At 73.1% G+C, this 18,952-nt stretch carries 19 protein-coding genes; 6 read left to right on the top strand and 13 right to left on the bottom strand.

The features are described 5' to 3' along the window. The 6 genes from PAI11_RS13365 to PAI11_RS13390 form a co-directional block, all read right to left on the bottom strand. A partial coding sequence (locus PAI11_RS13365; RefSeq protein WP_040600231.1) for a hypothetical protein occupies positions 1 to 342 on the bottom strand: 342 nt, incomplete at its 3' end. Between the two features lie 11 nt (positions 343 to 353). Next, on the bottom strand, positions 354 to 1,334 hold the full coding sequence (locus PAI11_RS13370; RefSeq protein WP_007575581.1) for an ABC transporter ATP-binding protein: 981 nt from the start codon (positions 1,332 to 1,334) through the stop codon (positions 354 to 356). Between the two features lie 63 nt (positions 1,335 to 1,397). Continuing rightward, complete coding sequence (locus tag PAI11_RS13375; protein ID WP_007575583.1) at positions 1,398 to 2,636, bottom strand: cytochrome P450; 1,239 nt, start codon at positions 2,634 to 2,636, stop codon at positions 1,398 to 1,400. A 219-nt stretch (positions 2,637 to 2,855) separates the two neighbouring features. Beyond that, positions 2,856 to 3,485 carry a TetR/AcrR family transcriptional regulator gene (locus PAI11_RS13380; protein WP_007575585.1) on the bottom strand — a complete coding sequence of 210 codons (630 nt, stop codon included), beginning with the start codon at positions 3,483 to 3,485 and terminating at the stop codon, positions 2,856 to 2,858. A gap of 5 nt (positions 3,486 to 3,490) precedes the next feature. Further along, positions 3,491 to 4,153 carry a TetR/AcrR family transcriptional regulator gene (locus tag PAI11_RS13385; protein ID WP_007575588.1) on the bottom strand — a complete coding sequence of 221 codons (663 nt, stop codon included), beginning with the start codon at positions 4,151 to 4,153 and terminating at the stop codon, positions 3,491 to 3,493. 133 nt (positions 4,154 to 4,286) lie between these two features. Then, positions 4,287 to 5,318, bottom strand: a complete 1,032-nt coding sequence (locus PAI11_RS13390) for an MBL fold metallo-hydrolase (RefSeq protein ID WP_007575590.1) — start codon at positions 5,316 to 5,318, stop codon at positions 4,287 to 4,289. 173 nt (positions 5,319 to 5,491) lie between these two features. Between PAI11_RS13390 and PAI11_RS13395 the strand changes: the two genes are divergently transcribed. Genes PAI11_RS13395 through PAI11_RS13415 form a run of 5 tightly spaced genes read left to right on the top strand, consistent with a single transcriptional unit; the run spans position 5,492 to position 12,195 of the window. Beyond that, entirely contained in the window at positions 5,492 to 6,901 is a 1,410-nt protein-coding gene (locus PAI11_RS13395; RefSeq protein WP_007575592.1) for an OB-fold domain-containing protein, read from the top strand. Further along, complete coding sequence (locus tag PAI11_RS13400) at positions 6,901 to 8,094, top strand: acetyl-CoA acetyltransferase (protein ID WP_007575594.1); 1,194 nt, start codon at positions 6,901 to 6,903, stop codon at positions 8,092 to 8,094. The genes PAI11_RS13395 and PAI11_RS13400 overlap by 1 nt, the downstream gene beginning before the upstream one ends. An 8-nt stretch (positions 8,095 to 8,102) precedes the next feature. Next, on the top strand, positions 8,103 to 9,131 hold the full coding sequence (locus tag PAI11_RS13405; protein WP_040600237.1) for an LLM class F420-dependent oxidoreductase: 1,029 nt from the start codon (positions 8,103 to 8,105) through the stop codon (positions 9,129 to 9,131). Between the two features lie 51 nt (positions 9,132 to 9,182). Further along, entirely contained in the window at positions 9,183 to 10,916 is a 1,734-nt protein-coding gene (locus PAI11_RS13410) for a class I adenylate-forming enzyme family protein (RefSeq protein ID WP_007575599.1), read from the top strand. Between the two features lie 52 nt (positions 10,917 to 10,968). Beyond that, complete coding sequence (locus PAI11_RS13415) at positions 10,969 to 12,195, top strand: acetyl-CoA C-acetyltransferase (RefSeq protein WP_040600232.1); 1,227 nt, start codon at positions 10,969 to 10,971, stop codon at positions 12,193 to 12,195. A 229-nt stretch (positions 12,196 to 12,424) separates the two neighbouring features. Here PAI11_RS13415 and PAI11_RS13420 read toward each other — a convergent pair whose 3' ends face one another. The 4 genes from PAI11_RS13420 to PAI11_RS13435 all read right to left on the bottom strand — a co-directional run bounded on the left by PAI11_RS13420 (position 12,425) and on the right by PAI11_RS13435 (position 16,536). Then, positions 12,425 to 13,534 (bottom strand): PDDEXK nuclease domain-containing protein, encoded by a 1,110-nt coding sequence (locus PAI11_RS13420; protein ID WP_040600233.1) that lies wholly within the window; start codon positions 13,532 to 13,534, stop codon positions 12,425 to 12,427. A gap of 282 nt (positions 13,535 to 13,816) precedes the next feature. Next, on the bottom strand, positions 13,817 to 14,146 hold the full coding sequence (locus tag PAI11_RS13425) for a DUF3024 domain-containing protein (protein WP_138974303.1): 330 nt from the start codon (positions 14,144 to 14,146) through the stop codon (positions 13,817 to 13,819). A 334-nt stretch (positions 14,147 to 14,480) separates the two neighbouring features. Further along, positions 14,481 to 15,671, bottom strand: coding sequence for an acyl-CoA dehydrogenase family protein (locus PAI11_RS13430; protein WP_007575604.1), 1,191 nt, complete (start codon positions 15,669 to 15,671; stop codon positions 14,481 to 14,483). Between the two features lie 82 nt (positions 15,672 to 15,753). Then, positions 15,754 to 16,536: a crotonase/enoyl-CoA hydratase family protein gene (locus PAI11_RS13435; protein WP_007575605.1), complete on the bottom strand. Its 783-nt coding sequence runs from the start codon at positions 16,534 to 16,536 to the stop codon at positions 15,754 to 15,756. 69 nt (positions 16,537 to 16,605) lie between these two features. Between PAI11_RS13435 and PAI11_RS13440 the strand changes: the two genes are divergently transcribed. Next, a complete protein-coding gene (locus PAI11_RS13440; RefSeq protein ID WP_007575606.1) occupies positions 16,606 to 17,403 on the top strand; it encodes an enoyl-CoA hydratase-related protein in 798 nt (265 codons plus the stop codon). Here the strand turns inward: PAI11_RS13440 and PAI11_RS27270 are convergent. The 3 genes from PAI11_RS27270 to PAI11_RS24435 form a co-directional block, all read right to left on the bottom strand. Next, positions 17,400 to 17,558 (bottom strand): hypothetical protein, encoded by a 159-nt coding sequence (locus tag PAI11_RS27270; protein WP_007575608.1) that lies wholly within the window; start codon positions 17,556 to 17,558, stop codon positions 17,400 to 17,402. The genes PAI11_RS13440 and PAI11_RS27270 overlap by 4 nt on opposite strands. Before the next feature lie 117 nt (positions 17,559 to 17,675). Further along, complete coding sequence (locus PAI11_RS13445; protein WP_007575611.1) at positions 17,676 to 18,419, bottom strand: SDR family NAD(P)-dependent oxidoreductase; 744 nt, start codon at positions 18,417 to 18,419, stop codon at positions 17,676 to 17,678. Beyond that, on the bottom strand, positions 18,416 to 18,952 hold a 537-nt coding region (locus tag PAI11_RS24435), incomplete at its 5' end, for a 3-hydroxyacyl-CoA dehydrogenase family protein (protein ID WP_211656595.1). The genes PAI11_RS13445 and PAI11_RS24435, both read right to left, overlap by 4 nt.

The raw sequence follows: 18,952 nt of genomic DNA on the forward strand, positions 1-18,952 counted from the left end.
CGGCGGCGCGCGTCCGGCGCGGGCCCGCGCCAGCAGGCCGTCCGGCACGACGATCGCCAGGTCGACGTCGCCGGCCGCCACGTCGTGGCGGGCCTGTCGCGGGTCGCTGGTGCGGCGCACCGTCAGGTCGATCGCGCGGCCGACGTCGCGCGGCAGCGCGGCGGCGATCCGGGCCGCGTCCGCGCCGGACCCGACCACGACGACCTTGGCGGTCGGCCGCGGCTCGTCGTCGTCGAAGGCGAGCGAGTAGAAGATCCCGAGCGCGACCGGGATCAGGATCGCGACCAGCACCCGGCCGTCGCGGATCGCGTCGACCAGGTCCTTGCGGAGGATCGCCAGCATCCGGCGGCGATTCATCGGCGGCCGCCCGGCTTGTAGGGCCAGACCAGCCAGTGCCACCACGGGCGGCGGCCCGGCTGCTCGTCCGGTGGCTGCTCCTCCTGGCCGTCCTCGTCGAGGCTGCGGCCGGCCAGCTCGACGAAGACGTCGGCGAGGGTCGGCTCGTCGCTGTGGACGGTCACGACGCGGCCCTCCGCCGCCCACGCGCGCAGCCGGTCGTCGGCGGGATCGTCGAGCGCGACCTCGTGCTCGCTGCGGTCGTCGAGCAGGACCCTCGCCCGGCGGCCGCCACGCCGGGCGGCCAGCGACAGCTTCAGCTCGCGCGGGGTGTCGAGCGCGATGATCCGGCCCTCGGAGAGGAACGCGACCCGGTGGCAGAGCTCGTCGGCCTCGGCCATGTCGTGGGTGGTGATGACGACGGTGGTCCCCGCGGCGCTCAGCTCGCGGACGATCGCCCGCAGGGTCCGCGCCGACGTCGGGTCCAGCCCGCGCGTCGGCTCGTCGAGGAACAGCACCTCGGGGTCGTTGATCAGCGCCCGGGCCAGCAGCAGGCGCTGCTTCATCCCGGTCGAGTAGGTCTTGACCTTGCGATCGGCGGCGTGCGCGATCCCGACCCGCCGCAGCAACTCGTCGACGCGCTCGGGGCGGGCGTCGTAGAGCTCGGCGAACAGCGCCAGGTTGGCGCGGCCGGTCAGGCGGTCGTAGAGGTTCTGGTCCTCGAAGACCAGGTTCAGCCGCTCGCGCGCCGCCTCGCGGTCGGCGACCACGTCGTGGCCGGCGACGGTCGCGCGTCCGCCGGTCGGCGGCGTGCGCCCGGTGAGGACGCGGATCGTCGTCGTCTTGCCGGCGCCGTTGTGGCCCAGCAGGCCGAAGACCTCGCCGCGCTGGGCCGCGAAGTCGATCCCGTCGACGGCGTGGACGTCGCCGTAGTGCTTGGTCAGGCCGTCGACGACGACCGCGGGGGGAGGCTGCTCGGCCGCACGCTGGTCGGGCATCGGCGGCGGACGTTAGCAGCGACCCCCTGCGGGACCGCTTGGCGCGGCTGCGCTCCTGGACGCTCAGCCGACCCGGGCGCCCGCGCGGAAGCGGATCGGCAGCGACGTCAGGCCGTTGGCCCACGAGGACTGCAGCCGCTGGACCTCGCCGGCCTGCTCGATCTCGTGCAGGCGACGGGTGGTCTCCTCGAAGATGATCCGCAGCTCGAGCCGGGCCAGGCCGGCGCCGAGGCAGAAGTGGCGCCCGCCGCCGCCGAACGCCATGTGGTCGTGCTCGCTGCGGGTGACGTCGAAGGTCTGGGGATCGGCGTACTTGGCCTCGTCGCGCGAGCCCGACGCGTACCAGAGCATCACCTTCTCGCCGGCGGCGATCGGCTGCCCCGCCAGCTCGGTATCGGTGGTCGCGGTGCGGACGAAGTAGTTCACGACCGACGTCCAGCGCAGGATCTCCTCGACCGCCTGGGGGATGACCGCCGGGTCGGCGCGCAGCTTCTCCAGCTGCTCGGGGTGCTCGAGCAGCGCCAGCAGGCCGCCGGAGGTGGTGTTGCGGGTCGTGTCGTTGCCGGCGAAGACCAGCAGCGCGAAGAAGGTCATGATCTCGGGGTCGGCGAGCGTCTCGCCGTCCACCTCGGCCGCGCGCAGGCGCATCACCAGCGAGTCGCTGTTGCCCTCGGCGGCCTGGCGCTCGACCTGCTCGTGCAGGTACATCGCCATCGCCATGAACGTCTCGACCGCCTGGGCCGGCTCGATCGCGCGCTGGGCGGCCTCGATCTGCTCGGTCCACTCGTAGAGCCGCGGGACGTCGTCCTCGGGGATCCCCATCAGCTCGGCGAGCACCAGCAGCGGGACGCGGACGGCGACGTCCTGGGTCCAGTCGCAGGCGCCCTGCTCGATCACGTCGTCGAGCACCCGCGTGACGACGGCGCGGATGTCGTCCTCCATCTTGGCGACGGTCGCCGGCACGAACGCGCTCTGGAGGATCTTGCGGTACTTCGTGTGCTCCGGCGGATCCTTGTAGAGCAGGACCGCGCGCACCAGGTCGAGCGGCGCGACCTGGTCGCGCTGGACGAAGACGCCCTCGGCGTGCGACGAGAAGGTCGCGGTGTCGCGGCTGACGGCGGCGATCTCGGCTGCCCGGGTCAGCGACCAGAAGCCGCCGAAGTGCTCGGTCTCGTTCCAGCGGATCGGCGTCTCGGCGCGCATCCGCGCGAACAGCTCGTGCGGCGGCCCGTCCCGGAACCAGGACGGATCGGTCAGATCGACCTCGGTCAGGTCGACCGCGGGGGCCGTGGTGGATGTCATGCCGGGACCTCCTCGAGAGCTTGATCGGACACTACGTCCGGACGTCGTGTCACAGGCTACACGAGCGCTCCCGGTCGCTGGCGAATCTCGTCGCGGGAACCGTCTCGGGGGCGGCCCGGGGATGGCCCGGGAGTGGTCCCGGGAACGGGCGAGGCCGGCGCATCGGCCGGCCTCGGGAAGGTCGCTTCGCGGGGTCGCGGCCCGTGCCGGGCCGCGGCGTCAGCGCGCCGGCGCGTAGAGCGTGTTCCAGACGATGTCGGTGTAGGCGTCGATCAGCTTGTCGAGCTCGGCCGGCGTGGCGGTGCGGACCAGCTGGTGGAGGCCGCGCTCGGCCATCCAGGTCAGCCAGCCGGCGGTCTGGGCGGGCAGCAGGGAGTCGTCGACGAACCCGGCCTTCTGGCCGGCCTTGATGTGCTTGCGCAGGCCGGCGACGTTGCTGTCCATCATCTCGGTGACGAGCTCGCGGACGTTGGCGTCGTAGGCCGCGGCGTCGTAGACGGCGGCCATCAGGGTCGTGTGCGGGCGGTAGGTCTTGACGATCCGGTCGAGCGCCGCGCGGACGTCGTCGCGGGTCGCCTCGGCGGTCAGGGCCCACCAGGAGTCGGCGGCCTCGGTGACCTCGGCCCGGATCTCCTCGAACCAGGCGGTCAGCAGATCGCCCTTGTCCTCGAAGTAGACGTAGAAGGTCGAGCGCGAGACGCCCGCCTCGGACACCATCCGCTCGACGCTGATCTCGGTGAAGCTCTCGCCGTCCTCGAGCAGCCGCTCGACCACCGCGAGCAGCTTGCCCCGGATCTCCTGGCGCCGGTCGGCGCGACTCCCTTGGCGCTTGCGGGTGACCGACGGCATCGTCGCTACACCGTAGCGGTAGCGGCGGACCGCGTCGGATCCCGCGCGGGCCGGTAGAGGGTGTTCCAGACGATCGCCGTCAGCGCCCGCACCAGCGCGTCCGCCTCGGCGGCGTCGGCGGGCCGGACCAGGGTGCCGAGGCCGCGCTCGGCCATCCACACCAGCCAGCCGGCGACGGCGTCCGGCGCCAGCTCCGCGGGGATCGATCCGTTGGCCTGGCCGGCCCGGATGTGGGCCTCCAGCCGGTCGCCGGCGGTCCGCATCAGGCCGGCGAAGTGCTCGCGGACCCGCTGGTCGTAGGCCGACGCCTCGACGACCGCCGCCAGCAGCGTCTGGTGGGGCCGGTAGGCCGTGGCCAGCGCCTGCAGTGCGCGCTCGACGTCGTCGCGGTCGGCCTCGGGCGGCAGCGACCACCAGCGGCCGGCGGCCTCGAGCAGCAGGTCGATGACGTGCGCCGCCAGCCCGTGGAGCAGATCGCCCTTGTCCTCGAAGTAGACGTAGAAGGTCGACCGCGAGAGCCCGGCCTCGGCGGTGATCCGCTCGACGCTGACCTCGGTGAAGCTCTCGCCCTCGTCCAGCAGCCGCTCGATCGCCGACAGCAGCCGTCCGCGGATCTCGTCGCGACGATCGGCGCGCGTGGCGTGGGCTCTGCGGGTGACGGAGGGCACGAGTGACCTGGACAGAGTGTACGGACACGGCGGACGTTCGCCTAGGGGCGGGCGTTCGGGAGGGTCGGGTCGGGTGGCGCGGCGCGGCGTTGCGGGCGGTGGCCGACCGCAACGTCGCATCGGACCGGAGCGACTACGTCGCCTCGAAGCGCACGACCTCGGCCGAGTCGTCCTCGGTCACGCGCCCGGCGTCGAGCAGCAGGTCGAGGTGGCCGAGGACCTCCGACAGGGTCAGGTAGGCCTGGGTGACCGCGATGTCGCCCCACATGGTCGTCGCCAGCTGGTGGGCCGATCGCGGGCCGTGGGTCAAGAGGCCCAGCAGCTGTTCGGCCCGGCGGTCCTGGTGCGCGATCCGGTCGTCGATCAGCGCCCGGTGGTCGAGGACCGGGCCGCCGTGGCCGCCGAGGCCGATCTCGATCTCCAGCTCGCGGGTCGCCAGCAGCGAGCGCCGGTACTGGACCAGCGGCTGCGGCCGGCGGCCGTTCGAGCTGCCGTCGAGCGCCCGCGAGATCAGGGCGTTGGAGGAGACCTTCGACAGCAGGTGGTCGCCGCAGAGGGCGATCCGCCGCGCCGGGTCGTGGAGCAGCGTGTCGGACGGCGAGTGGCCGGGGCGGTGGTGGGTCGTGAAGTCGTGGCCGCCCAGGGTCAGCGTCTCGCCGTCGGCGAGCCGCCGCCCGACCGGGGTCGGCGCGCCCCAGTGCTGGACGATCTCGGCGACCGCCCGCAGCGCGTCCGCGACGTGCGGCTCGACGCCGTGGCGCAGCATCAGGGTCCGCGCGTCGTCGTCGTCGCTGGCGGCGAACGTCAGCCAGTCCTCGAGCACGGGCGCCAGCAGGTCCAGGCAGGTGACGGCGACGCCGGCGCGGCGGCCGAGGGTTGCCGCCAGCCCGACGTGGTCGAGGTGCTGGTGGGTGATGACCAGCTGCTCGACGTCGGCGAGCGCGTGGCCGAGGTCCGCCAGGCCGGCCTCCAGCACGTCGAGGCTGGTCGCCGAGTTGGGCCCGCAGTCGACCAGCGTCAGCGGCTCGCCCTCGACGAGGTAGACGTTGACGTCGCCGATCCCGAACGGCGTCGGGATCGAGATCCGGTGGATCCCGGCGTCGCGGGCCGCGTCGAGGGCCTCGCGCTCGCGGTCGGTGAGCTGGGTCGAGCGGGGGGCGGACATGCGGGGCGGACTCTAGATGAGCCGTTCGGCCGTCCGCGCGCGGCGCACGGACCCCGATCGGGGTCGTGCTTTGGCCGCTGGACGTCCGGCCAGGGCCGCGCGGTCCTGGCGCCGAAGCCTGGTACGGTCCGTCTGGACACTATGTGTGAACGATGTGCCGATCGGGAGGTCCGATGACCGCTGCGGGGATCCAGTCCTACGCCGCCTACGTGCCGAGCTTCCGGCTCGAGCACGAGGAGCTGGGCAGCGCGCTGACGGTCCGCGGAGGCCGCGGCCGGCGGACCGTCGCGTCGTTCGACGAGGACACGACGACGATGGGTGTCGAGGCCGCCCGGCGGCTGGCCCTCGGGTCCGCGGCCCCGCCGTCGATCCACTTCGCGACCACCGCCCCGGCCTACGTCGACAAGACCAACGCGACGGCGATCCACGCGGCGCTCGGGCTCGACCACCGCGGCTTCGCCGTCGACCTGGCCGGCTCGGCGCGCTCGGCGGTCGGCGCCCTGCGCGCCGCGGCCGCCGGCGACGGGCTGGCCGTGCTGTCGGACCTGCGCAGCGGCCGGCCGGGGTCGGCGGACGAGCGCGACGGCGGCGACGGGGCGGCGGCGTTCCGCTTCGGCTCCGGCGACGGAGCGCTGGCGGTCGTCCTGGCCGAGGCGTCGGCGACGGCCGAGTTCCTCGACCGCTGGCGGGCGCCGGGCGAGCAGGCCAGCCGCCAGTGGGAGGAGCGCTTCGGCCTCGAGCAGTACCTGCCGCTGGTCCAGGACGCGGTCGCGCGGGCGCTGGCGGCCGCCGGCGTCGAGCAGGCCGACCACGTCGTCGTCTCCTCGCCCCACGCACGGACCGCGGCCCAGGTCGCCAAGCGCTTCCCCGGGCGGACGCCGGCGACCCCGCTGGCGATCGGCTACTGCGGCGCCGCCGACCCCGGCCTGCGGCTGGCCGCCGTGCTCGATCGCGCCGGCCCCGGCGAGACGATCCTGCTGATCGTCGCCGCCGACGGGGCCGACGCCAGCGTCCTGCGGACGACCGACGCGATCGCCACCGGTCGCGGCGAGCGAGCGCGCGCCGGGGTCGAGGCCCAGCTGGCCGGCGGCCGGGCGCTGCGCTACGCGACCTACCTGACCTGGCGCGGCCTGCTGGAACGCGAGCCGCCGCGACGCCCCGAGCCCGACCGCCCCGCCGCCCCGCCGTCTGCGCGGGCCGAGGCCTGGAAGTTCGCCTTCACCGGCAGCCGCTGCCGGGCCTGCGGGTTCGTCCACGTGCCGCCGATCCGGGTCTGCAAGCGCTGCCGGACCGTCGACGAGATGGACCCGATTCCGCTCGCCGCCCAGCCGGGGACGGTCGCCACGTTCACGGTCGACCGGCTGGCGTTCTCGCCCTCGCCGCCGCTGACCAACGTCGTCGTCGACTTCGACGGCGGCGGCCGCTACACGCTCGAGCTGACCGACGGCGACCCGTCGACGGTCGCGATCGGCACGCGGGTCGAGACGACCTTCCGGCGGCTCTACACCGTCGAGGGCGTCCACAACTACTTCTGGAAGGCCCGGCCGCTGGCGGTCGGGCGCGACGAGGACGAGGAGCACTGATGGCCAGCAACGGGATCCGCGACCGGGTGGCGATCGTCGGGATGGGCTGCACGCCGTTCGGCGAGCACTGGGGCCGCTCCGCCGACGACCTGCTCGTCGACGCCACCCAGGAGTGCTTCGCCTCGACGCCGGGGATCACGGTCGAGGACGTCGACGCGTTCTGGCTCGGCACGATGAGCTCGGGCCAGTCGGGGATGGTCCTCTCCAAGCCGCTGAGCCTGGACTACAAGCCGGTCACCCGGGTCGAGAACTTCTGCGCGACCGGCTCGGAGGCGTTCCGCAACGCCTGCTACGCCGTCGCGTCGGGCGCCTACGACCGGGTGATGGCGGTCGGGGTCGAGAAGCTCAAGGACTCCGGCTACTCGGGCCTGGTGCGCAGCAACGTCGCCGGCGACGGCACCGCGCCCGAGCTGACCGTGACCGCGCCCGCCGCGTTCTCGCTGCTCGACCCGGCCTACTGCAAGCGCTACGGGGTCGATCCCCAGGACATGCGCGACGCGATGACCCACGTCGCCTGGAAGAACCACCGCAACGGGGCGCTGAACGAGCGCGCGCAGTTCCGCAAGGAGGTGCCGAAGGAGAAGATCGCCGCCTCGCCGCTGGTCGCCGGCCGGCTCGGCGTCTTCGACTGCTCGGGCGTCTCGGACGGCGCCGCCTGCGCGCTGATCGTCCGTGCCGAGGACGCCTACGAGTACACCGATCGCCCGATCTTCGTGAAGGCGCTGTCGTTCGTCGCCGGTCCCGCCAACGGCCCGATGGACCCGGCCTACGACTACACGAGCTTCGAGGAGGTCGTGCGGACCGCGAAGGACGCCTACGCCCAGGCCGGGATCACCGACCCGCGGACGCAGATCGACCTGGCCGAGGTCCACGACTGCTTCACCCCGACCGAGATCGTGCTGATGGAGGACATGGGCTTCTCCGAGCGCGGGCAGGCGTGGCGGGACGTGCTCGACGGGGCCTTCGACCTGGACGGGCGGATTGCGGTCAACGCCGACGGCGGCCTGAAGAGCTTCGGCCACCCGGTCGGCGCCAGCGGCCTGCGGATGCTGTTCGAGTGCTGGCAGCAGTTCCGCGGCGAGGCGGGGGAGCGGCAGCTGGCCGACCCGAAGCTGGGGATGACGCACAACCTCGGCGGGCGGCCGGGGACCTGCGTCTCGTTCATCTCGATCGTCGGCAAGGAGCAGGGATGAGCCGCGAGTTGAAGCTGGGCCTGAACGCCGGCTACTGGGGCTCGGACCCGCCCGCCGACGGCACCGACCGCGTGCTCGAGGCCGAGCGGCTGGGCATCGACTCGGTCTGGTCGGCCGAGGCCTACGGATCCGACGCCTTCACGCCGCTGGCCTGGTGGGGATCGCAGACGTCGCGGATCCGGCTCGGGACGGCGATCGCGCAGATCTCGGCCCGGACCCCGGCCGCGACCGCGATGGCGGCGCTGACGATGGACCGGCTGTCCGAGGGCCGCTTCGTGCTCGGCCTCGGCGCGTCCGGTCCCCAGGTCGTCGAGGGCTGGTACGGCGCCGAGTTCGCCAAGCCGCTGGCCCGCACCCGCGAGTTCGTCGAGATCGTCCGCCGCGTGATCGCCCGCGAGGCGCCGGTCAGCTTCGAGGGCGAGCACTACCGGCTGCCGCTCCAGGGCGGCACCGGCCTGGCCAAGCCGCTGAAGAGCATCCTCAAGCCGCAGCGGCCCGACCTGCCGATCTTCATCGCGGCCGAGGGGCCCAGGAACATCGCCCAGACCGCCGAGATCGCCGACGGCTGGATCGCGATGCTCTACGCGCCGAGCTTCGACTGGTACTACCGCGAGCGCCTGGCCGAGGGGTTCGCGCGCGACGGCGCCCGCGGCAGCGACGAGACGTTCGAGGTCGCCTGCACGATCCCGGTCGCGCTCGGCGACGACGTCGAGCGCGCGATCGACGAGCTGCGCCCGTTCTACGCCCTCTACTTCGGCGGGATGGGGGCCAAGGGCAAGGGCCGCAACTTCCACGCCGACGTCGCGCGCCGGATGGGCTACGAGCGCCAGATCGACGAGATCCAGGAGCTGTTCCTGGCCGGCAGGAAGGCCGAGGCCGCCGCCGCGCTGCCCGCTCAGCTGGTCGACGACATGTCGCTGGTCGGTCCCAAGGACCGGATCCGCGACCGGCTCGACCAGTGGCGCGAGACCCGCGTCGACACGCTGCTGGCGCTCGCCGACGCGCCGACGCTGCGGGTCCTCGCCGACCTCTTCTGAGGGCCTTCCCGCCCGACCGAAGCGCAACACCCCCCGAGGAGAGAGGACCCCGTGCCGAGCACGATCGACGAGCGCCGCGCCGCGTTGCGCGCCCGCTTCCCCGCCTGGACCCCGCGAACCCTCGACGCCTGGCTGGACGAGCAGGCCGCGGCGTTCGGCGAGCGGCCGCTGGTGATCACCGACGAGCGGACGATCAGCTACGCCGAGACGGCGGAGTGGTCGCGGCGGCTGGCCGACGGGCTGGTCGCGCTCGGCGTGCGGCCGGGCGACCACGTCGGCCTGCTGATGGCCAACGAGCTGGAGTTCGCGCCGCTGAAGTTCGCGATCGCGCGGGCCGGCGGGGTCGCGATCCCGTTCAACTACCTCTACCGGCAGGAGGAGCTGGCCTACGTGCTGGAGCAGTCCTCCTGCCGGACGTTGATCACGATGACCGGCTTCGCGGGGCTCGACTACCCGGCGATGCTCGACGCGATCGCGCCCGGCTGGGACCGGCTGCCGGCCGCGCCGACGGACGAGCCCGCGCCGCCGCTGGACGCGCTGCCCGAGCTGGCGCACGTGATCCAGCTGCCGAACGGCGGCGCGCCGCGCGACGGCGTCCTGACGGTCGAGGGGCTGGCGGCGCTCGGCGACGCCCACCGCGGCGCGTCCGACGGCGCCCGCCGCGCTCCCGACGACGTGGGCGACATCCTCTACACGTCGGGCACGACCGGATCGCCGAAGGGCGTGCTGGTGACCCACGACGCGGTCCTGCGGACGGCCCACGGCTCGGCGCTGAGCAGGGCCTTCGAGGACGGCCGGCGGATCCTCTTCTCGCTGCCCTGCTACCACATGTTCGGCTACGTCGAGGGGCTGCTGGCGGCGACGATGGTCGGCGGCGCGATCGTCCCGCAGACGGCGTTCGACCCGGCCGCGTACTTCGCCGGGATCGAGCGTCACCGGGCGACCGACATCCTCTGCGTGCCGACGATGACGGTCGCGCTGCTGGAGCATCCCGCGCGCGAGCGCCACGACCTGTCGTCGCTGAACGCGATCCTGTCGGGCGCCGCGCCGGCCCCGGTCTGGCTGTGGGAGAAGGTCCAGGCCGAGCTGGGCGTCAGCGAGATCGTGACCGGCTACGGGATGACCGAGACCGGCGGCGCGATGACCCTGACGCTGCCGGAGGACCCGCTGGCGTTCACGTCCGAGACGGTCGGCCGGCCGAAGATCGCGGGCGCGGCCGGGCTCGACGCCGGCGACGGTCCGCTGACCGAGTACAAGACGATCGACCCGGTCGACGGCCGCGACCTGGAGCCCGGCGCCGAGGGCGAGCTGGTCTCGCGCGGGCCGACCAACATGCTCGGCTTCTGGGCCAAGCCGGAGGAGTCGGCGCTGGCGATCCGCGACGGCTGGATCCACTCCGGCGACCTCGGCCGCGTGCGCGAGGATGGCTACCTGCAGATCACCGGTCGCAGCAAGGAGCTGTACAAGAGCGGTGGCGAGCTGGTGATGCCGAAGGAGATCGAGGAGCTGCTGAGCGCCCACGACGCCGTCAGCCAGGCGTTCGCGATCGGCGTGCCCGACGATCGCTGGGGCGAGGCGGGTTGCGCCTGCATCGTCCGCCACCCGGGCGCCGAGCTGGACGCCGACCAGGTGATCGAGCTGTGCAAGGCCAGCCTGGCCCGCTTCAAGGTCCCCAAGCACGTGCTGTTCCTCGACGCCGACGAGCTGCCGACGACCCCGACGGGGAAGGTCCAGAAGTTCCGGCTCGTGCGCCTGGCGCAGGAGCGGCTGGCCCCGGCCGGCTGACCGCCGCACCAACCCCAGACCTCCGACCCGACCCCACCCGAACCGAGACCCGATGTCCGACACCCTCCGCCCCGCCGTCATCTGCGAGCCGCTGCGCACGCCCGTGGGCCGCTACGGCGGCGTCTTCCGCCAGCTGACCGCGACCGACCTGGCGGCGACCGTGCTGCGCGAGCTGGTCGCGCGGGCGGGGCTGGGGGAGGGCGACGTCGACGACGTCCTGTTCGGCCAGTGCTACCCGAGCGGCGAGTCGCCGGCGATCGGCCGGGTCGCGGCGCTCGACGCCGGGCTGGGGATCGAGACCCCGGGCCTGCAGATCGACCGCCGCTGCGGGTCGAGCCTGCAGGCGGTGGTGACGGCGGCGATGCAGGTCCAGACCGGGGTCAGCGACCTGGTGATCGCGGGCGGGGCCGAGAGCATGAGCCAGGTCGAGCACTACTCGACCGAGATGCGCTGGGGTGCCGGGGGCGACGGGATCACGCTGCACGACCGGCTGGCGCGAGCGCGCGTGACGGCCGGCGGGCGCGACTACCCGGTGCCCGGCGGGATGCTCGAGACGGCCGAGAACCTGCGCGAGGAGTTCTCGATCCCGCGCGAGGAGCAGGACGCGCTGGCGCTGCGCTCGCACCAGAAGGCGGTCGCCGCCCAGGAGCAGGGGAGGTTCGCCGACGAGATCGTCCCGGTGACGGTGCCGCAGCGCCGGGGCGAGCCGGTCGTGGTCAGCGCCGACGAGCACCCGCGCCCGGAGACGACGATCGAGAGCCTGGGCCGCCTGCGCCCGATCCGCGGGGCGGTCGATCCAGCGTCGACGGTCACGGCGGGCAACGCGAGCGGCCAGAACGACGGCGCGTCGGCCTGCATCGTCACGACGCCCGAGCGCGCGGAGGCCCTGGGCCTGAAGCCGTTCGGCCGGCTGGTGTCCTGGGCCGTCGCCGGCGTGCCGCCCCGCACCATGGGCATCGGCCCCGTCCCGGCGACGTCGCGAGCCCTGGAGCGCGCGGGCCTGAAGCTGAGCGACATCGACCTGATCGAGCTGAACGAGGCCTTCGCCGCCCAGGTCCTGGCCTGCACCCGCTCGTGGGACTTCGGCGAGGGCGACTTCGCCCGCCTCAACGTCAACGGCTCGGGCATCTCGCTGGGGCACCCCGTGGGCGCGACCGGCGTGCGGATCCTGGCGACGCTGCTGCGCGAGCTGGACCGGCGGGGCGCGCGCTATGGGCTGGAGACGATGTGCATCGGGGGCGGGCAGGGGATGGCGGCGGTGTTCGAGGGGGTGGGGTAGGGCGGGAGAGAGCGCCTGGACCGTGCCTAGGAGGTCGCCGGTTCGGGGCCGGCCAGGTGTAGTTCCTGAGGAGGTTGTTCATCCGGGCGCGATGCGGCAACAGGGCCTGGGGCTTGCGGGAAGTGGGTGGGCCCGCCGGTCTTGACGGTGTCGGACGTCCACGATCAGCCAGATCCCATCGGGATCCGGCCCCAACGATCAGAACAACGTCCTCAGCACCTACAGCTCGTCACCCGTTCTCTTCGGCCGCCCGCCGAGCCACTCGCTCCACCAGCCGACTCCGCACATCGTCCAGCTGCGCCAGCTCACCGAGGTCCGCGGGGATCTCGTCGGTGACGTCGACCGGCGGCAAAGCTGGTGGGGTGTCGGTGCGCCAGGTCGAGACGGCGATCGGGGCGTAGACGCGGTGCAGGGCAAGCTTGGCGACCGTCTCGTCGCGGCTGGTGCAGAGGATGATCCCGACCGATTCCTGGTCGTCGCCGTGGCGGAACTGCTCGTCAACGGCGTTGAGGTAGAGGTTCATCTTGCTGACGTGCTCGGGCTCGAACGCGCCGATCTTCAGGTCGATCACCACGAACCGTCGCAGGGCGTGGTGGTAGAAGAGCAAGTCGAGGAAGAACTCCCGCTTGCCGACCTGCAGCGCCTTCTGCCGACCGTAGAACGCGAACCCGGTACCGAGTTCCAGCAGAAACCGTTGGATGTCGTCGATCAGCGCCTGCTCCAGCTCGCGCTCGTGCGCGCTCTCGCGCAGGTCGAGGAAGTCGAAGACGTACGGATCCTTGGTGGCGTCGAGCGCTCGCTGCGCGTCGGCTGGTTCGAGTACGGCCGGGAAGTTGGCGACCGCGGCACCCATGCGCTCGTGCAATCTCAGGTCGACCTGGGCCTTGAGATGCCGAACGGTCCAACGCTGCTCAGCGGCACGCGCGGCGTACCATTCGTAGCGCTCCGGGTCCCCTGCGAACGCATCGAGCAGCACCTGGTGATGCGACCAGCCGAAAAGTGCAGACAACGTCTGCACTTGCTCCGGATCCGGCCACAGCGCAGCGAAGCGCCGCATGTAGAAGAGGTTGCGCCGCGAGAACCCCCGCACGCCCCCGGTGTCGGTGCGCAGGTCCTGGCTGATCCGGCCGACGACATCGTCGCCCCAACCCAGGGCCTGCTGCCGGTCGAGGATCTCACGACCGATCGACCAGTACAGGAGCACCAGCTCCGTGTTGACCGCCCGCGCGGCGCGGCCCTGCGCGGCACGGATCCGGCCGGTCAGCGTCCCGATCAGCTCGCGGTAGGCGTCCGAAGTCGCGACCTCGGCGGCAGGGAGGCGAGCGGGGACATCGGACACGCCGCCACCGTAACCAAGCGCGCCGCCGATCGGAAGGCCAATCAGGCACGCGGCGTCTCGAGTGCCGGAATCGGCACCAATCCTCCGTAATCCGCAGGCATTCCCGGGCAATCACGCCTCGCCAAGCCCGGCGAACTCCCTGCAAATCTCCACCTTCCACAGCTGACACCCCGCATCGCGCCAGGAGGTCGCCGGTTCGAGTCGGCGAGCGGCGCCCCGCAGCGCGGCGGCGACGCGACGCCTCGCCCTCCGTGCGCGCCGCGGAGTCACGCCCTGGTGCGCTCAGCCCCAGAACGCACCCGTTGGGTCTCGGTCGACCTCCCGGAGGAGCGGCCCGACGCTTGCTGCGGGGCCGATACCCTCGTACCGTCGCCAACGCGCGTCGCGCCCTGGCGCATAGAGCGTCCAGAGTCCCGTGCCCTTAGCGAAGCGCAGTCGAGCGACCGGCAGCCGTGTCCATTCGGTCCGCGCGTGCCACGACGCCTGCACCTCGACGATCGTCAGCGCCCCACGATCGACCTCCAGCTCGATGCGGACCTGATCGGCCAGAGCCTCCGACGACCTCGCCCGGCACAGCGCGCGAGCCCGCTCGACCTCGTCCTCGGGCAGCATCACTAGAACGCCAGCCAGTCAGTTGGCAGCAGCGTGAAGGTCCTGCGGGACGCCGTCACCTGCAACACGATGCGTCCCCTGGACCCTCAGTCTGCCTGCCGTCGCCGCGCCGACCCCGGTTCTCGGGGATGAAGACGGTCAGCGGCACCGGCTTGACCGGCGGCGGCGTCGGGCGGGGCGCCGGCTTGGCGTCGGAGGAAGCCATCTCGTTCCGCAGGCTAGCGCGTGCTCTGAAGCTCAGGCCAGGGTCTGGATGCTGCGCACCAGGTGCCGATCCGGATGGCAGATCGCACCAATCGAGCCGAACGCTGCTGGCCCTCGCGGGCGCCCGCCCCTACAACCCGTACGACTTCCCGATCACATCCAGCAGGATCTCGTCCGCCCCGGCCCCGATCCGGTACAGGCGGATGTCGCGGAAGACGCGCTCGACGTCGTACTCGGTCATGTAGCCGGCGCCGCCGAGGATCTGGACGCAGTCGTCGGCGACGCGGAAGGCGACCTGGGTGGCGTTGAGCTTGGCCTGGGAGATCGCGCGGACGGGGTAGTCGCCGTTGGCGTAGGACCACGCCGTGCCGTAGATCAGCTGGCGCGCCGCGGCGATGTCGGTGGCCATCTGGGCGAACTTGTGGCGGATCGCCTGGTGCTTGCCGAGCGGGCGGCCGAACGTGGCGCGCTCGTTGGCGTAGGCGAGCGCCTTGTCGAAGGCGTACTGGGCGTACCCCAGGGCACCGGCCGCACCGATCAGGCGCTCGGCCTGCAGCTCCCACATGATCTGGAAGAAGCCCTTGCCGGTGTCGGGCCCGAGCAGCGCGTCGGCCGGCACCCGCACGTCCTGGAACGCCAGCAGCGCCGTGTCCGAGGCGTGCATGCCCATCTTCGACAGCTTCTGCTCGCGGACCATGCCCGGCGCGTCCATCGGCACCAGGAAGATCGAGAAGCCGTCGTAGCCGGCGTCGGGATCGGTCTTGGTGACGAGCATGATCATGCTCGCGCGGTGGCCGTTGGTGATGAAGGTCTTGGACCCGTTGATCACCCACTCGTCGCCGTCGCGGACCGCGCGGGTCTTGATCGCGGCGACGTCGGATCCCGCGTCCGGCTCGGTGATCCCGAGCGCGAAGATCTGCTCGCCGCGGACGCCGGCCGGGACGTAGGCCTGCTTCTGCTCCTCGCTGCCGAACTGCAGCAGCGGCGGGATCACCATGTCGGTGTGGACCGACAGGCCCATCAGCAGGCCGCCGCTGCCGCCGCGCGCGATCTCCTCGGCCAGCACCAGGTTGGAGTAGTAGTCGCCGCCCTGGCCGCCGTACTGCTCCGGCACCGACAGGCCGAGGAACCCGACCTCGCCCAGCCGCCGGACGATCTCGTCGGGGAACGTCGTCTGCTCCCACTCGTGGACGTGGGGGACGATCTCGCGGTCGACGAACGAGCGGATCGACGCCCGCAGCTGGTCGTGCTCGTCGCCGAAGATGAAGTGCCGGGCGGTCGCGGCGTGGTCGGGCTTGATGACGTCGGGCGCGGTGGCCATCGGGGCTCCTCGAAGTGTCTGGACAAGCTGTGCGGGCAACTTGTCCTGGGAGCGTAGCAGCGGACTGGCCGGCCGGCCAGGATCAGCGCCCCTGCCAGCGCGGCTCGCGCTTCTCGGTGAACGCCCGGGCGCCCTCGCGCGCGTCCTCCGAGGTCATCACCGGATCGGCGATCGCGGCCTGCCGGTCCCAGAACTCGGCGTCGCTCCACGACCACTGCTGCTGGACGATCTGCTTGGCCGCGATCAGCGCCAGCGGGCCGTTGGCGGCGATCGCGGCGGCCAGCTCGCGGGCGGCGGCGACCGCCTGGCCCGGCTCGGTCAGGCGGTTGATCGCGCCCAGCTCGTAGGCGCGGTCGGCGGTGATCAGCTCGCCGGTCAGGGCCAGCTCGAGCGCCAGCGGCGGCGGCAGCAGGCGCGGCAGCCGTCGCAGCGCGCCGCCGGCGGCGACCAGCGAGCGCTTGGCCTCGGGGATCCCGATCTTCGTGCCCTTCGCCGCCACGATCAGGTCGCAGGCCAACGCGATCTCGAGCCCGCCGGCGACGGCGAAGCCCTCGATCGCGGCGATCAGCGGCTTGCGCGACGCCCGCCGCACGATCCCCGCGAAGCCGCGGTCGCCGGCCCACGGCCGCTTGCCGGTCTGGGCGAACGCCTTCAGGTCCATCCCGGCGCAGAACCCGCGGCCGGCGCCGGTGACGATCCCGACCGACAGCGACGGCTCGGCGTCGAGGTGGTCGAGCGCGGCCGCCATCGCCTCGGCCAGCGGCAGGTCGACGGCGTTGCGGACGTCGGGGCGGTTGAGGGTCAGCAGCAGGACGCCGTCCTGCTCCTCGCGCAGCAGCGGCGGTTCGGTGGCCTCGGGGCTCATGCCGGGCACGATAGCCGTGACGGTCGCTTCGCGGACGATGCGTCAGGACACGCCGTATGATCGACGGCGATGACCGCCGACTACGAGTCGATCCGCGTCGCCCGCCGGGATGGCGTCGCGACCATCGAGCTGCACCGTCCCGAGGCGCTCAACGCCTGGACGCCGCAGATGGGCCGCGAGATCCTGGCCGCCCTGCGCGAGGCGTCGGCCGACGACGCCGTGCGGGCGATCCTGATCACCGGGGCCGGGCGGGCGTTCTCGGCCGGGGCCGACGTCAAGGTCCCGCGCGAGCTGACGGCCGAGGGCGACCCCGACCTGCACACCCGCCTGCGCCAGATCTACAACCCGATCGTGCTCGAGATCCGGCGCGCGCCGAAGCCGGTGATCGCGGCGGTCCAGGGGGCGGCGGCGGGCCTGGGCTTCTCGCTGGCGCTGGCCTGCGACCTGGTGATCGCGGCCGAGTCGGCCTACTTCCTGCTGGCCTTCGTCCACATCGCGGTGATGCCCGACGGCGGCGCGACGTTCAACCTGCCGGCCCGGATCGGCTACGCGCGCGCCGCCGAGCTGGCGATGCTCGGCGAGCGGCTGCCGGCCGCCCGCGCGCTGGAGTGGGGCGTGATCAACGCGGTCCACCCCGACGACGAGCTGGCCGCCGCCGGCGAGGCGCTGGCCGCGCGGCTGGCGCGCGCGCCGACCGTCGCGCTGGCGTCGATGAAGCTCGCGCTCGGCTCGGCCGCGCTGGCCGGCCTCGAGCCGCACCTCTCGCTCGAGGCCGACCTGCAGCAGCGCCACGCCACGACCGCCGACTACGCCGAGGGCGTGGCGGCGTTCAAGGAGAAGCGCCGGCCGGAGTTCCGCGGGCGCTAGGACGTGCTGCCGCCGCGGGCGTGGTTGCCGCCCAGGTCGAGCGCGACGGCCAGGATCAACGTCGCCAGCCAGGCGTTGACGGGTTGCGCGGTCAGCGGCTCGTGGGAGCCGACGTTGTTGGCGATCAGCCAGATGACGAACCAGACGAAGGTCATGGCGGGCCTTTCGGGAAAGGGGCTCGCCGCCACCATCGCCGCCGGCGGACGCGCGCGCCTCGGGGACTTCCCGCAGGCGACGGTGGCGGACCCGCACCGTCGCGGGCCCGCGACGGCTCAGGCCGACCCGATCCCCATCCCGCCCGAGACGCCGAGGTTCTCGCCGGTCACGTAGCCGGCCTGCTCGGAGGCGAGGAAGGTGACGACCGCGGCGACCTCCTCGGGCTCGCCGAGCCGGCCCAGCAGGGTGCCGCGCTCCATCGCGGCGACCATCTTCAGGCCCAGCTCGCCCTTGGCCCGGACCTTGTCCATCAGCGGGGTCTCGATCGGGCCGACCGCGATCGTGTTGGCGGTGATCCCGAAGCGGGCGTTCTCGCGCGCGATCGACTTGGTGAAGGCGATGATCCCGCCCTTGGTCGCCGCGTAGACCGCGTTGCCGGAGGAGCCGATCCGGCCCGCCTCGGAGCCGATGTTGAGGATCCGGCCGTAGCGCGCCTGCTGCATCGCCGGCAGCGCCGCCTTGGTGCAGGCGAACATCCCCAGCAGGTTGACGTCGACGACGCTGCGCCAGCGCTCGGGCGTGGTGTCGGTGAACCAGCCGGGATCGTCGAAGCCGGCGTTGTTGACCAGCACGTCGAGCGGGCCGGCCGCGGTGACCGCCTCGTGCGCGGCGTCGAGGTCGGCGATGTCGACGCCGACCGCGACCCCGCCGATCTCGTCCGCCACCTGCTGGGCGACGTCGAGCGTGCGGCTGACGATCGTGACGTGGGCGCCCTCGGCGGCCAGGCGGCGGGCGATCGCCTCGCCGATCCCGCGGCCTCCGCCGGTGACCAGTGCGCGGCGTCCGTCGAGCAGGCTCATGATGCGTCTTCCGGGGTCGGGGCCAGGTCCAGGTTCAGGGCGCGCCGCCGCCGCAGCAGCGGGGCGACGCGGTAGCGGGGCTCGCCGAGCTCGCGGTGGAGCGCGTCGAGCAGGGTCACGACGTGGTCCAGGCCCAGCGCCCGCGACCAGGCGACCGGTCCGCGCGGGTGGTTGACGCCGAGCTGCAGCCCGGCGTCGACGTCGTCGGGCGTGCCGTTGCCCTCGCCGATCAGGAACGCCGCCTCGTTGATCAGCTGCGCCACGACCCGGCCGAGCGCCAGGCCGGGCGCGTCCTGGACCGGCTCGACGCCGCGGCCGATCGCGGCGGCGAAGGCGGCCAGCCGCTCGACCGCGAGCGGGTCGCTGAGCGGGGTCGACGTGACCTCGATCGCGCGGGCGGCGGCGAGCGGGGCGACGGCGTGGAAGCCGGCCGCGGACGGGTCGAGCGCGTGCAGCGACCCGCGGGCCAGCAGCAGGGCGCGGGGACCGGCGGGCAGCGGGCCGTCGTCGGCGGTCCGCAGGTCGAGGACGAG

The sequence above is a fragment of the Patulibacter medicamentivorans genome (assembly GCF_000240225.1).
GTDB classification, from domain to species: Bacteria; Actinomycetota; Thermoleophilia; order Solirubrobacterales; family Solirubrobacteraceae; genus Patulibacter; species Patulibacter medicamentivorans.